Annotated in this window: 9 protein-coding genes; 4 read left to right on the top strand and 5 right to left on the bottom strand. The window is 20.7% G+C overall.

Features of this window, described 5'->3' with window-relative positions:
- Nucleotides 1-33 precede the first annotated feature (33 nt).
- From ftsA to erpA, 3 genes are all read left to right on the top strand, one after another.
- Nucleotides 34-1,269: a cell division protein FtsA gene (gene ftsA / locus AACK90_RS02135; RefSeq protein ID WP_339043233.1), complete on the top strand. Its 1,236-nt coding sequence runs from the start codon at nt 34-36 to the stop codon at nt 1,267-1,269.
- Nucleotides 1,270-1,338: 69 nt separating this feature from the next.
- The gene (gene ftsZ / locus AACK90_RS02130; RefSeq protein ID WP_339043231.1) at nt 1,339-2,490 is read left to right on the top strand and encodes a cell division protein FtsZ; all 1,152 of its coding nucleotides are present in this window, start codon (nt 1,339-1,341) and stop codon (nt 2,488-2,490) included.
- Nucleotides 2,491-2,570: 80 nt separating this feature from the next.
- Nucleotides 2,571-2,915, top strand: coding sequence for an iron-sulfur cluster insertion protein ErpA (erpA, locus tag AACK90_RS02125; RefSeq protein ID WP_339043229.1), 345 nt, complete (start codon nt 2,571-2,573; stop codon nt 2,913-2,915).
- A gap of 744 nt (nt 2,916-3,659) precedes the next feature.
- Here erpA and lpdA read toward each other — a convergent pair.
- The 5 genes from lpdA to truA form a co-directional block, all read right to left on the bottom strand.
- Nucleotides 3,660-5,066, bottom strand: coding sequence for a dihydrolipoyl dehydrogenase (gene lpdA / locus AACK90_RS02120; RefSeq protein ID WP_339043227.1), 1,407 nt, complete (start codon nt 5,064-5,066; stop codon nt 3,660-3,662).
- A gap of 57 nt (nt 5,067-5,123) precedes the next feature.
- Complete coding sequence (locus AACK90_RS02115) at nt 5,124-6,380, bottom strand: 2-oxo acid dehydrogenase subunit E2 (RefSeq protein ID WP_339043225.1); 1,257 nt, start codon at nt 6,378-6,380, stop codon at nt 5,124-5,126.
- 16 nt (nt 6,381-6,396) lie between these two features.
- On the bottom strand, nt 6,397-9,060 hold the full coding sequence (gene aceE, locus AACK90_RS02110) for a pyruvate dehydrogenase (acetyl-transferring), homodimeric type (RefSeq protein WP_339043223.1): 2,664 nt from the start codon (nt 9,058-9,060) through the stop codon (nt 6,397-6,399).
- A gap of 507 nt (nt 9,061-9,567) precedes the next feature.
- Nucleotides 9,568-12,291 (bottom strand): preprotein translocase subunit SecA, encoded by a 2,724-nt coding sequence (gene secA / locus AACK90_RS02105; RefSeq protein ID WP_339043221.1) that lies wholly within the window; start codon nt 12,289-12,291, stop codon nt 9,568-9,570.
- 317 nt (nt 12,292-12,608) lie between these two features.
- Nucleotides 12,609-13,388 carry a tRNA pseudouridine(38-40) synthase TruA gene (gene truA / locus AACK90_RS02100; protein ID WP_339043219.1) on the bottom strand — a complete coding sequence of 260 codons (780 nt, stop codon included), beginning with the start codon at nt 13,386-13,388 and terminating at the stop codon, nt 12,609-12,611.
- 275 nt (nt 13,389-13,663) lie between these two features.
- Here truA and dksA point away from each other — a divergent pair, with 275 nt between their 5' ends.
- Nucleotides 13,664-14,116, top strand: coding sequence for an RNA polymerase-binding protein DksA (gene dksA / locus AACK90_RS02095; protein ID WP_339043217.1), 453 nt, complete (start codon nt 13,664-13,666; stop codon nt 14,114-14,116).
- Nucleotides 14,117-14,275 lie beyond the last annotated feature (159 nt).

The raw sequence follows: 14,275 nt of genomic DNA, 5'->3' as shown, positions 1-14,275 counted from the left end.
TAAAAATAATTTTTATTAATAAAGAGTTAAATAATGATAAAATTAAAAAATAAAAAAATCGTAGTAGGATTAGATATTGGTACTACGAAAATCGCTTCTTTAGTAGGAGAAATTTTACCAAACAAAGAAATAAATATTATTGGATTGGGAAATTCTTATTCTAAAGGAATTAATAAAGGAGATATAAATAATTTAGAATCAATTATTAAATGTATAAAAAAATCTATTAATCAAGCAGAAATAATGTCAAAACATAAAATATATTCTATAAATTTATCTTTTTCTAATAAATATATTAATTATGTTAATGAAGTTGGAATGGTTAAAATAAAAAAAAATGAAGTAGAAATAAACGATATAAAAAAAGTATTAAAAACTGCTAAATCTATTCGAATAAGAGATAAATATCATATTTTACATGTAATTCCACAAGAATATACTATCGATGAACAAAAAGGAATAAAAAATCCTTTAGGTTTATCCGGAATTCGAATGCAATCAAAAGTACATTTAATAACATCTAATTATAACATAGAAAAAAATATTGTGAAAGCCGTAGAACAATGCAAACTAAAAATAGATAAAATAATTTTTTCAGGATTAGCATCTAGCAAAGCAGTTTTAACAAAAGAAGAAAAAAAACTAGGTGTATGCATGATTGATATAGGAGGAGGAACAATGGATATTTTAATATACATTGATGGATCTTTACAACATAGCCAAGTTATTCCGTATGCAGGAGATATTATTACTCAAGATATATCTTATGCATTTTCTTCTAAAATATCAGATGCAGAAAAAATAAAAATAAAATATGGATGTGCATCAGGATTTCTACAAGAAAATTTAAACAATATAAAAATTACAAAATCTCAAAATAATGAATCACAAGTTTTAAATCACGAAAAACTAACAGAAGTAATTGAATTAAGATGTATAGAATTATTAGAATTAGTAAATAAAAATATTTTAAAACTGCAAAAAAAATTTCAAAGAAAAGGATATAAATATAATTTAAATAGTGGAATTGTATTAACAGGAGGAGTTTCTAATACTAAATTCTTTACTGATTGTGCTGAAAGAATTTTTCAACTTCCTGTAAGAATAGGATGTTCAAAAAATATTACTGGACTAATAAATCATGTAAAAATGCCTGAATACTCAACTGTTGTTGGATTACTCCATTATAATAAAAAAAAAAAAAAAAAAATTAATTTTTTAAAAAAAAATACTTGGTTATATAAACTTTATAGTTGGTTTAACTCATAAAAAATATTAAAAAAAAATATTTTAAAAAATTTATAAAAAAAATAAATTATAATATTGGAGACTTGCAAAATGTTTGAATCAGTAGAAGTAGGAAGCGATGCTGTTATTAAAGTTATTGGAGTAGGAGGAGGTGGAGGAAATGCTGTTGAATATATGGTAAAAGAAAAAATTGAAGGAGTAGAATTTTTTGCAATAAATACAGATGCTCAAGCTTTAAGAAAAATTGAAGTAAGTCAAATAATTCAAATTGGAACAAATATTACAAAAGGATTAGGAGCAGGAGCAAATCCAGAAATTGGAAAAACCTCAGCAGAAGAAGATAAAGAAATTATTAAAACAGCTCTTGAAGGAGCAGATATGATTTTTATTGCTGCAGGTATGGGAGGAGGAACAGGAACTGGAGCAGCTCCAGTTATTGCAGAAGTTGCAAAATCATTAGGAATATTAACTGTTGCAGTTGTTACAAAGCCATTTCATTTTGAAGGAAAAAAAAGAATGTTATGTGCTGATCAAGGAATTATAGAATTATCTAAATATGTAGATTCATTAATAATTATTCCAAATGATAAATTATTAAAAGTTTTAAACAGAGGAATTTCTTTACTTGATGCATTTAGTGCTGCAAACAACGTTTTAAAAGGAGCTGTACAAGGAATAGCAGAACTAATAACTAGACCTGGTTTAATGAATGTAGATTTTGCAGATGTTAGAACAGTTATGTCAGAAATGGGATATTCTATGATGGGAACAGGAATTTCTTCTGGAGAAAATAGATCTGAAGAAGCTGCTGAAATAGCAATTTCCAGTCCTTTATTAGAAGATGTTGATTTATCAGGAGCACAAGGAGTATTAGTAAATATTACTGCTGGACTTAATTTAAGATTAGATGAGTTTGAAATGGTTGGAAATACTATTAGAGAATTTTCATCTGATAATGCTACAGTAGTTATAGGAACATCTTTAGATCCAGAAATGAATGATGAATTAAGAGTAACAGTAGTAGCAACAGGTATTGGTTTAGAAAGACAATTAGAAACTACTACTAAAAACAATAAAAATAATTCAAAAAATGATATATTAAACGATTATAGATATAAAAAATTAAATAAATTAAATGCTTCTAAACACATTCAAAATCAAAACAAAACAAATAATGAAAAAAAATATTCGCATAAAAATAAATCATATTTAGATATTCCAACATTTTTAAGAAAAAAATAAAAGAAATCTTACAATAAAATTTATTATTAAAAAAAATATTAAAAAAAAATAAAAAGTTTATAAATAAAGAGAAAAAATGAATGAAAAAATTATTTAAAAAAAAAATTAAATTAACTCATTCCGCTTCTTCTTATATAAAAAATTTAATTAAAAATGAAAAAAATAAAAATACAAAATTTAGAATATATATAACAGGAGGAGGATGTAGCGGATTTGAATACAGATTTAAATTAGAAAAAAAATATAATTTAAACGATATTATTTTTGTAAAATCAAATGTTCCAATAATTATTGATCCTATTAGTATGCAATATCTAATAGGTGGAAAAATTGATTATGTTGAAAATTTAAATGGTTCAAAATTTGTAATAAATAATCCTAATGCAAAATCAACTTGTAGTTGTGGAACATCTTTTAATATATAAAAAAAATAGGAAAAAATTTTTAAAAATATAATTAAAAATGTTATTTTAAAAAAGAAAAATATTGATAATTTTTTAATAAAAATATTTTTTAAAAAATTATTTTATAAAATTTAAAAAAAATAAAAAATATTTTAAAATAAAAATTATATATTTATTTAAAAAAAATAAATATATTTAGTTGTTAATATAAATATCTAGAAAATAAAAATAAAAAATTCAGGAGAAAAATTTATTTAAAAAAAAATAAACAATAATTTATAATATATTTAATTACAATAATTCTATTAATCAAATAAAAAATTAATAAGAAAATTTTTAATAAATAATAAAATTTTAAGAATAATTATTTTTATAAAAAAATAATTAAAATTTTTTAATAAATTATATTAAATTATAAAAATATTAATATAAAAATTTTAAAAATAATATAATTATATAAAATTTAATTTAATAAAATAAAAATTCCATATTTTAAAAATTTTATTTTTAAAATATATAATTTATTATTTATAATATTATAAATAATTTTAAATCAATAAAAATATTTTAATTTATTTTATAAATCAATAAATTTTCATAAAATAATATTAAAATATAAAAAAATTATTAAAAAATAAATAAATAATTATTTTTTTTTTAAATTAAAAATTTTGATGTTATGTAAAAAATTTATATCATTCATAACATCAAAAAAAAAAGAAAAAAACAAAGAAAAAAAAAAAAAAAAAAAAGAACTAGAATTAATTAAATATTTAATAAATCAGTCATAGTTCCCTCGATCATTTTTGATGAAGATTGAATTGATTCATACAAAGTTGGATGAGCATGCATAGTTAAAGAAATATCTGAAAGATCACAACCCATTTCTATAGCTAAAGTTAATTCTCCTAATAGTTCTCCTGCAGTTCTTCCAACAATTGCTCCTCCAACAATTTTATTAGTTAATTTATCAAAAATTAACTTTGTTATTCCCTCAGAAGAATTTGAAACACACGCTCTCCCTGAAGCGACCCATGGAAATGTCGAACTTTTATATTGTATTTTATTTTTTATTAAATCTTTTTCAGTTAATCCAACCCATGCAATTTCAGGATCAGAATAACAAATATTTGGAATTATTTTTGTATCAAAATAATGATTTTTTCCAGAAATTACTTCTGCAGCAATATGACCCTGATAAATTCCTCTATGAGCTAACATTGGATTACCTGAAACATCTCCAATAGAATAAATTCCAGAAACATTAGTACGACATTGATCATCAATAATAATAAATTTTTTATTATCTAAATCTACTCCTACATTATTTAAATTTAAATCATGAATATTAGGAAATCTTCCTATTGAAACAAGAATCACATCATAATCTATTTTTTTTATAAAATCATTAGTTTTAATTTGAACTGTAATATAATTCTTATTTAATTTAATATTTTCTACACAAGAATTTAACATTAAATTAAATTTATCTTTAATTGATTTAATAAAAAAAGAACTAACATCTAGATCAGCAGAAGGAAGTATAGAATCTGAATTTTCAATAATATCTACTTTAGAACCTAAAGAACTATAAATAGTTGCCATTTCTAAACCAATTATTCCTGCACCAATAATTAACATTTTATTAGGTATAAAAGGTAAATTTACAGCATCCGAAGAATACCAAATACGTTTATCATGAGAATTTATATGAGGTAATTTTATAGAACTAGATCCAGTAGCAATAATTACATTTTTAAAATTAATTTCTAAATTTTTATTTTTACTTTTAACAAAAATTTTATTTTTATTAATAAAAGATGCAAGTCCTTTTAAAATTTTAATATTTCTTTTTTTAGATAAAATATTTAAACTATTATTCATTTTTTGAATTAAATTATTCTTCCAAGATTGAATTTTTTTAAAATTAAATTCCGGTTTATTAGTAACAACTTGTAATTTTAAAAATTCTCTATATTCTTGTAAAACTTTTGAAAAATGTAATAAAGCTTTTGAAGGAATACAACCAACATTTAAACAAACTCCTCCTAAAACAGAATATTTTTCAACTATTATAGTTTTGACTCCTAAATCAGAAGCACGAAAAGCCGCAGAATATCCTGCTGGACCGCCACCTATTACAACTAAATCTGTATTAATTATATTATTCATTTTTCTTTCCAAAAGTTAAAATTATTGATGTAATATTTTATAAAAAATATTTTTTTATTAAAATAATAATCTATGAAATTTAATTAAATTTTTATTTAAATTTTTTATAAAAATGGCTCCATCAACACCATTAATTACTCTATGATCATAAGATAAAGAAATTGGTAACAATAAACGAGGAATAAAACAATCATTCTTCCATACCGGTTCAAGATTTGCTCTAGATACTCCTAATATAGCTACTTCTGGAGAATTTATAATAGGTGTAAACTCTCCTACATCAAAATTACCTAAATTAGATATAGTAAAACTTCCTTTACTCATTTCATTTAATTTTAATTTATTATCTCTAGATCTTATAGACAAATTAACCAATTCTTCAGAAATATTTTTTAAAGATTTTTTATCTACATTTTTTAAAACTGGAACAACTACACCATCTTTTGTATTAACAGCAATTCCAACATTAATTTCTTTTTTAATAATTATTCTATCTTTTTTACAATGTAAATAACTATTAAATTTTTTAAATTTTTTTAAACTAATAGAAATTGCTTTGATAATAAAAGTCAATAAAGTAAATTTAATATTTAAGCTTTTACACTCACTATTAATTTTATTTCTAAAATTTTCTAATTTAGTAATATCAATTTTTTTAAATTGAGTAACATGAGGAATTTCATTCCAATTTCTAGAAAAAACATTACTTGCAATTCTTTGAATTTTACTTAAAAAAACTACATTTTTTGAAGTTTTATCTTTTTCTAATTTAGTATCTTTTAATTTTTCTGTAAAATTTGTATTATTTTTTATAAATAGATCTGATTCTTTATTAGATAATTTTATATAATCTAATACATCTTCCTTTAAAATTCTATTTTTTCTTCCAGTTCCTTTAATTTTGTTAATTGATATTTTTAACTTTCTACATAATCTTTTTATAGAAGGAGAAGAATGAACTAAAACAGAATTTTCTTTATTTAAAATATTATTTTTACTCTCTGAAGAAATAAAAATTTTATTATCTTCTGAACTAGAATTTTTAGAAAAATTTTTATCTATATTATTTTTTGCATTTAATTCACTAGAATTTATAGACATAATAGAAGAATTTATATTAATAGTATCTCCTACTTTCACATAAATATCTTGTACTATACCTTCATACGGAGATGGAATTTCAATTGATGCTTTTTGACCTTCTACAATAATTAATCCTTGATCTAAATTTATTTGATCCATAGGTTTTACTAAAATTTCTATAACCTCTGCTTCATCTATTCCAATATCAGGAACTTTAATTATCATACTCATAAATTATAATACACTCCTATAACAAACGCGGATTAGTTTTATTTTTTTTTATATTAAATTTTTTTATAGCATCTAAAACAAATTGAATATTTATTTTTCCGCATTTAACTAATTCTTCTAAAGCTGCTATAACAATATAATTTTCATCGATTTCAAAATAACTACGAAGATTTTTTCGACTATCTGAACGACCATAACCATCAGTTCCTAAAACTTTATAAGTGGAAGGAACATATTTTCTAATTTGTTCAGCATATAATTTTATATAATCTGTTGAAGCAACGGTAGGATTTTTATTCATAATTGAAGAAACATATGAAATTTTAGGTTTTTTATTAGGATTTAAAAAATTCCAACGATCACAATCTTGACCTTCTCTCGCTAATTCAGTAAAAGAAGTAACACTATAAACATCTGAACCAATATTATATTTTCTAAATAAAATCAATGCAGCTTTTCTTATAATTCTTAAAATTGATCCAGATCCTAATAACTGAACTGAAAAAATTTTTCCATAAAAACTTTCTAATTTGTACATACCTTTACAAATTCCTTTTTTTATTCCTGAAGTTATTCCAGGCATATAATAATTTTCATTTGTCGTAGTAATATAATAATAAATATTTTCTTGTTTTTTTCCATACATTCTATCTATACCATTTTGAATTATTACTGCTAATTCATAAGAATATGCTGGATCGTAAGAAATACAATTAGGAATTGTTAAAGAATAAATATGACTATGACCATCTTCATGTTGTAATCCCTCACCATTTAAAGTTGTTCTTCCAGATGTACCTCCTATTAAAAAACCACGCGCTTGTTGATCTCCAGCAGCCCAACATAAATCCCCAATCCTTTGAAAACCAAACATAGAATAATAAATATAAAATGGTATCATTGGAAAATTATTTGTACTATATGAAGTTGCAGCAGCTAACCAAGATGCAGCAGCCCCTAATTCATTAATTCCTTCTTGTAATATCTGACCATTTTTTTCTTCTTTATAATAAGATAATAAATCTTTATCTTGAGGTACATATTTTTGTCCATTTAAATTATATATTCCAATTTTTCTAAATAACCCTTCCATTCCAAAAGTTCTAGCTTCATCTGCAACAATTGGAACTATTCTATTACAAATTTTTTTATTATTTAATAAAATATATAAAATTCTAACAAAAGCAATTGTAGTAGAAATTTTTCTTTTTTGTTCAATTAAAACAGACTGAAAATCTTCTAAATTTGGAATTGAAAATTTTTCAGAGAAATTACGAATTCGTTCTGGAACATATCCACCTAATTTTTTTCTTTGATTATGAAGATAATTATATTCTTTAGAAGATTTTTTGAAAGATATATAAGGAAGTTTTTTTAAATCTTTATCTAAAATAGGTATTTTTAAATTATCTTTGATATTTTTTATATCTTCTAAACTAATTTTTTTAACTTGATGAGCAATATTATTACCAGCAATATTTTGTCCCATTCCATATCCTTTAATTGTATGAAAAAATATTACTACTGGTTTTTTTTTAATACTCTTTGCTTTTCTTAATGCAGAATAAATTTTTTTGTAATCATGACCTCCTCTATTTAAATTCCAAATCTCATCATCAGTCATATTTTTAACTAAATCTAAAGTTTCCTTATATTTTCCAAAAAAATTTTTTCTAATATAAGCTCCATTTTTCGATTTAAAAGTTTGATAATCTCCATCAACTGTTTCATTCATTAATTGAATTAATTTTCCACTGTTATCTTTTTTTAATAATTCATCCCATTTACTTCCCCAAATAACTTTAATTATTTCCCATCCAGAACCTAGAAATAAGCTTTCTAATTCATTAATTATTTTTCCATTACCTATAACAGGACCATCTAATCTTTGTAAATTACAATTAATTATAAAAATTAAATTATCTAATTTTTCACGCGCTGCAATATTAATTGCTCCTTTTGATTCAGGCTCATCCATTTCTCCATCACCTAAAAATACATAAACTGTTCTATTTTTAGTATTTTGTAAATTTCTATTGTGTAAATATTTTAAAAATTTTGCTTGATAAATCGAACAAATTGATCCAAGACCCATAGAAACTGTAGGAAATTGCCAAAAATTAGGCATTAATTTTGGATGAGGATAAGAAGATAAACCATCTCCATTAACTTCTTGTCTAAAATTATCTATTTTATTCTTAGAAATTCTTCCTTCTAAAAAAGCTCTAGAATAAATTCCAGGAGAAATATGCCCTTGAAAATAAACTAAATCTCCTAAATTTAAATCATTATTTGCTAAAAAAAAATGATTAAAACATACTTCATAAATTATAGAAGAAGACTGGAAAGATGATAAATGTCCTCCTAATTCCAATTCTTTTTTAGATGCTTTTAATACCATCATAATTGCATTCCAACGTACTGCAGAACAAATTTTTTTTTCTAATTTTAAATTACCCGGATAATTCTCTTCATTTTCTAATGGTATTGTATTTATATAATTAGAAAAATATTCTTTATTATTTAAAATATTTAATTCTTTATATTCTTTTAATATTTTATTAATTAAAAAATTTCCTCTTTTACTTCCATCTCTTTTTATTACAGAATTTATTGAATCTAACCAATCTTGTGTTTCTATAGGATCTATATCAATGTCTTTATAATCATCTTTAGACATAGAGTACTCCTTATTTTTTTATTTTAAAAAAATAAACTATTATTAAAAAAATTTTAAATCTATATTTCTAAATAAATTATATTTTTCTTAAAAATCAAGAAACATATAATTTTTATTTTATCAAAAAATACATTATCTTTATATTATTTAAAAAAATTAGTTTAATGTCTTATAAAAAATTTAAAAAAAATAATAAATTTTTTATATAAAAAAATATTAAAAATTCATTTAAAAAAAAAAAACAATTTTAAAAATATAAATTTTATAAAATTTTTTATTATCTTAAAAAAAAATAAAAGTTTAAATAAAATATTTTAAAATTTTTTCTATAAAATTTTTTTTTAAAATTTTTAAATATATAAAAAATATTTTAAAAAATTTATATTTTTTAAAAATATAATATATAATTAAAAATATAAAATATATAAATAAATTATATAAAATCAAAAATAATATTTTTTTTTAAAATATAAAATTTATAAAATTTTATGTTATATATAAAATTTTTTACTTTAAAGAACCATGACAATGTTTATATTTTTTTCCAGAATTGCATGAACATAATGAATTTCTAGAAAAAGAAAAATTTTTATCGTTTAAATTATAAGAATAATCAAGATTAAAATTCGTATTTTTTTTTAAAAATCTTCTTGCTTTTTTAAAATATTTAGGATTAATAGAAAATTTGTAGTCTACTTCTTTACTTCCGTACGGATCAAAATTAGAAAAACTTATACGACTTAATTGTAAAATAACTTCATATTTTAAAGACTCTAACATATTTGAAAAAATAATAAAAGATTCTCTTTTATACTCTAATTTAGGATCTTTTTGAGCATATCCTCTTAAATGTATTCCTTGTCTTAAATATTCCATTTCAGATAAATGTTCTTGCCAAAAAAAATCTAATTTTTTTAACATAATTGATTTTTCTATATTTCGCATATTTTTAGAACCAATTAAATGCTCTTTAATAAAATAATTTATTTTAAATTTTTTTAATATTTGATCTAATATAAAAGATTTAATTTTATTATTTTCAATTTTAGAAAAATTTAAAAATTGTATATTCATTTTAAATTTTTTTAATAAATATTTTTCTAATTGTATTAAACTTTTTTTGATTTTATTTAAATCACGTATATCTAAAAATTTATTAATCACTAATAAAAAAACATCTTTTGTAATAATTTTTATTGTTTTACTAATCTCATTTTTATTAATTAAAATATTTCTTTGTTTATAAACAACTTTTCTTTGTTCATCAATAATATTATCATATTCTAAAAGTTGTTTACGAATATCAAAATTCATATTTTCTACTTTTTTTTGAGCATTAGAAATAGCTATATTTACTAAAGAATTTTCAATAGAATCTCCATATTTCATTCCAAATTTTCTCATTATTGTAATCAATTTTTTTGAAGCAAAAATTCTCATTAAAGAATCTTCCATTGATACATAAAATCTAGAAGAACCAACATCTCCTTGACGACCTGATCTACCTCTTAATTGATTATCTATTCTTCTTGATTCATGCCTTTCCGTTCCAATTACATGTAATCCTCCAACTGATAAAACTAATCTATGATCTTTCTTCCATTTTTTATTCTCAAAAAAAAATTTTTCTTTAAAAATTTTTTTTGAATTATTTTTTTTTTTAAATTGATCGTCGAAATTTCCTCCTAAAATAATATCTGTTCCTCTACCAGCCATATTTGTTGCAATTGTAACAGCTCCTAACTTACCAGCTTGAGAAATAATTTCTGCTTCTTTTTTATCAAACTTTGCATTCAGAACATTATGTTTAATTTTTAATTTTGATAAAAAATTTGAAATAATTTCAGATTTTTCAATTGAAACTGTACCAACTAAAACTGGTTGTTTTCTTAAATAACACCTTTTAATATCTTTGATAATTGCTTCAATTTTTTCTTTTTCAGTTAAATAAACTAAATCTGAATAATCTTTTCTAATCATAGGTTTATTTGTTGGTATTACAATAGTATCTAAATTATAAATAGTTCTAAATTCATAAGATTCAGTATACGCAGTTCCAGTCATTCCTGATAATTTTTTATACAGCCTAAAGTAATTTTGAAACGTAATTGATGCTAACGTTTTATTTTCATTTTTTATTAATAAATTTTCTTTTGCTTCAATCGCTTGATGTAGACCGTCAGACCAACGTCTACCTTGCATAACCCTTCCAGTATGCTCATCTACTATAACAATTTCTTTATTTTTTACTAAATAATCAACATCTTTTATAAATAATCTATGAGCTTTTAATGCTGACGTAATATAATGTAATAACTTAATATTTTTTGAAGAATATAAAGATTCTTTCTGATCCATAATGTTTCTTTCTACTAATATTTTTTCTATTTTTATTAATCCTCTCTCTGTTAAATATACTTGTTTAGACTTTTCATCCAGAAAAAAATCTCCAGATCCTATAAAATCTTCTGTATCTTCTGAATTTTGTTGAATCAAATTTTTAATAATTTTATTAATATGAATATATAACTTAGAATAATCATCTTCTTCTCCAGAAATAATTAAAGGAGTTCGAGATTCATCAATCAAGATTGAATCTACTTCATCAATTAAAGCATAATTTAATTCTCTCTGAACTTGATTTTTTTTTGATAAAACCATATTGTCTCTTAAATAATCAAAACCAAATTCATTATTTGTTCCATAAGTAATATCTGAATTATAAGCTTTTTTCTTAGAAGAAATTGATAAATCTGGTAAATTTAATCCTATAGTTAATCCTAAAAATTCAAACAAAAATTTATTTTTTTTTGAATCTCTTTTAGATAAATAATCATTCATAGTTATAATATGTACTCCTTTACCTGATAAAGCATTTAAATATGCAGGTAAAGTAGAAGTTAATGTTTTACCTTCACCAGTTTTCATTTCTGCTACACATTGATTATTTAAAACAATTCCTCCTAATATTTGAGAATCAAAATGACGTAATCCAAAAATTCTTTTGCTAGATTCTCGAACAGTAGCATATGCTTCAACTAATAAATTATCTAAAGATTCTTTATTTTGAAGTCGTTTTTTAAAAATTTTTGTTTGTTTTTTTAATTTTTCGTCAGTAAAATTTTTATAAATTTTTTCTAAATTGTTAATTTTTTCTACCATTAAATTTAATTTCATCAAAATTCTATCATTTCTATTACTAAAAATTTTTTTAAAAAAATTAAAAAACATATTTCTTCTCTTTTATTAAAATGTTAAATAAAAATACTAAAAATTATTATTATTAATTTATAAAATTAATTAAATATATAAAAATAAATATATTAATTTATATCCTTTAAAAATAATAAATATATATTAATTTTAAAAAATTTATAAAAAATATTAAAAAATAGAAAAAATTGTATTCTATATAAATAAATCTATTTTATTAAATATAACTAAAAAATTTAAAATTTTAATTATTAAAAATATAAAAAATGTTTAACTTAAAAACAAAAAATATAATATTTTATTTTTTATAATGAATATTTATATAAATAAAAAAATTAAAAATAATTTAAATTTCTATTAAATATTTTAAAACGCTTTGGATATTCTACAGATAATAAATACAAACCATTTGCTAAAGCTGTAGGTCCAGAAAAAATTCTATTTTTCAAATGCAAAACCTTTAAAAGCCATAGTTCATTTTTTTTATTTCTACCTATTTCAATTAAACACCCAACAATATTTCTAACCATTTTATATAAAAAAGAATTTGCAGTAATATCAATTATTATAAAAAAATCATTTCTTTTATATACTTTAATCTTAAAAATATTTCTCCAAGAACTATAAGATTGACATTTAGATGCTCTAAAAGAAGAAAAATCATTTTCTCCTAATAAAAATTTACTTGCACGATTCATCTTTTTTACATTTAAATTAAAAAAAATATTATTTACTCTATTTCTTAACAAAGATGATCTTATAAAATTATTATATATAATATAACGATAACTTCTTGAAATCGCAGAATATCGAGCATGAAAATCTTGTAAAACATTTTTAATCCATTTTATAGAAATATCTTTAGGTAATAAACTATTTACACCAATTAACCATGTAAAATCTTTTCTATAAGTATAAGTTTCAAAATGTATTACTTGATTATATGCATGTACTCCAGAATCGGTTCTTCCTGCACATATTACTGAAATTTTATGATTTGCTATTTTAGATATTGCAGATTCTAACTTTTCTTTAATAGAATAACCTTTAATTTGACTTTCCCATCCATAATATTTACTACCATCATATTCTACACCTAAAGCTAATTTAATCATATTTTTCAACCATTCTATTATAAATATTTTAATACTTTCTATTTAATATTATTTAAATTAAAAATTTTATATATTATAAATGAAAAAAAAAATACTATTAAAATAATTTGTTTTAAAAAAGAAATAAAAAATACAAAATACTCAAAAAAATATTTAATTTCATATTATGAACATCTCATGTATATTATAAAATCTATATACTGATATAGTTTTTTTTATTTTTTTTTATTTCTATAAAAAAAAAAAAAAAAAAAACTATGTTGAGGAAAAATATTATGTATAAAAGTAAAGATAAAAAAAAAACTTCTTTAAGCATTCTTTCTATTGCAGGCGTATGTTCATATATAAAAAAAAAAAATGAAAAATATATGAATGAAAATCAAACTTCACACTTCAAGAAAATTCTTGAAACATGGAAAAAACAATTAAATAAAAATAAAAAAGATTTATATTATATGTCAAAAAAGTCTGCTAATTTTCCTGATCCTATTGATCGAGCAGTTCAAGAAGAAGAATTTAGTTTAGAATTAAGAAAAAGAGATAGAGAAAATAAATTAATAAAAAAAATTAATATGACTTTAAAAAAAATTCAAAATAAAAATTTTGGATACTGTTCTACTTGTGGAGTAAAAATAGGTATTAAAAGATTAGAAGCAAGACCTACTGCTCATTTATGTATAGATTGTCAAACATTAGAAGAAATAAGAAATAAGCAAATGCTCGGATAAATTTTAAAAAAATAAGATAGTGAAAAAGATATAATTATCCACTTCACTATCGTTCATAAATTTTTAAAATATAAAAAATTGTAACGTTTTATATTTTTAATTGATTTAAAAATATTAACAAAATATATAAATATTTACTTAATAAAACAAATACTTTTA

It is taken from the genome of Buchnera aphidicola (Periphyllus acericola) (assembly GCF_964019855.1).
GTDB classification, from domain to species: domain Bacteria; phylum Pseudomonadota; class Gammaproteobacteria; order Enterobacterales; family Enterobacteriaceae; genus Buchnera_J; species Buchnera_J aphidicola_BC.
Note: the sequence above shows the minus strand (reverse complement) of the source record. Positions and strands in the feature narration are given on the sequence as shown.

Excerpts from the sequence above, each read along its gene's own strand:
- dksA (WP_339043217.1), top strand. The coding sequence starts at position 13,664 with ATGTATAAAAGTAAAGATAAAAAAAAAACTTCTTTAAGCATTCTTTCT.
- secA (WP_339043221.1), bottom strand. The coding sequence starts at position 12,291 with ATGTTTTTTAATTTTTTTAAAAAAATTTTTAGTAATAGAAATGATAGA.
- aceE (WP_339043223.1), bottom strand. The coding sequence starts at position 9,060 with ATGTCTAAAGATGATTATAAAGACATTGATATAGATCCTATAGAAACA.
- ftsA (WP_339043233.1), top strand. The coding sequence starts at position 34 with ATGATAAAATTAAAAAATAAAAAAATCGTAGTAGGATTAGATATTGGT.
- truA (WP_339043219.1), bottom strand. The coding sequence starts at position 13,388 with ATGATTAAATTAGCTTTAGGTGTAGAATATGATGGTAGTAAATATTAT.
- ftsZ (WP_339043231.1), top strand. The coding sequence starts at position 1,339 with ATGTTTGAATCAGTAGAAGTAGGAAGCGATGCTGTTATTAAAGTTATT.
- erpA (WP_339043229.1), top strand. The coding sequence starts at position 2,571 with ATGAAAAAATTATTTAAAAAAAAAATTAAATTAACTCATTCCGCTTCT.
- lpdA (WP_339043227.1), bottom strand. The coding sequence starts at position 5,066 with ATGAATAATATAATTAATACAGATTTAGTTGTAATAGGTGGCGGTCCA.
- AACK90_RS02115 (WP_339043225.1), bottom strand. The coding sequence starts at position 6,380 with ATGAGTATGATAATTAAAGTTCCTGATATTGGAATAGATGAAGCAGAG.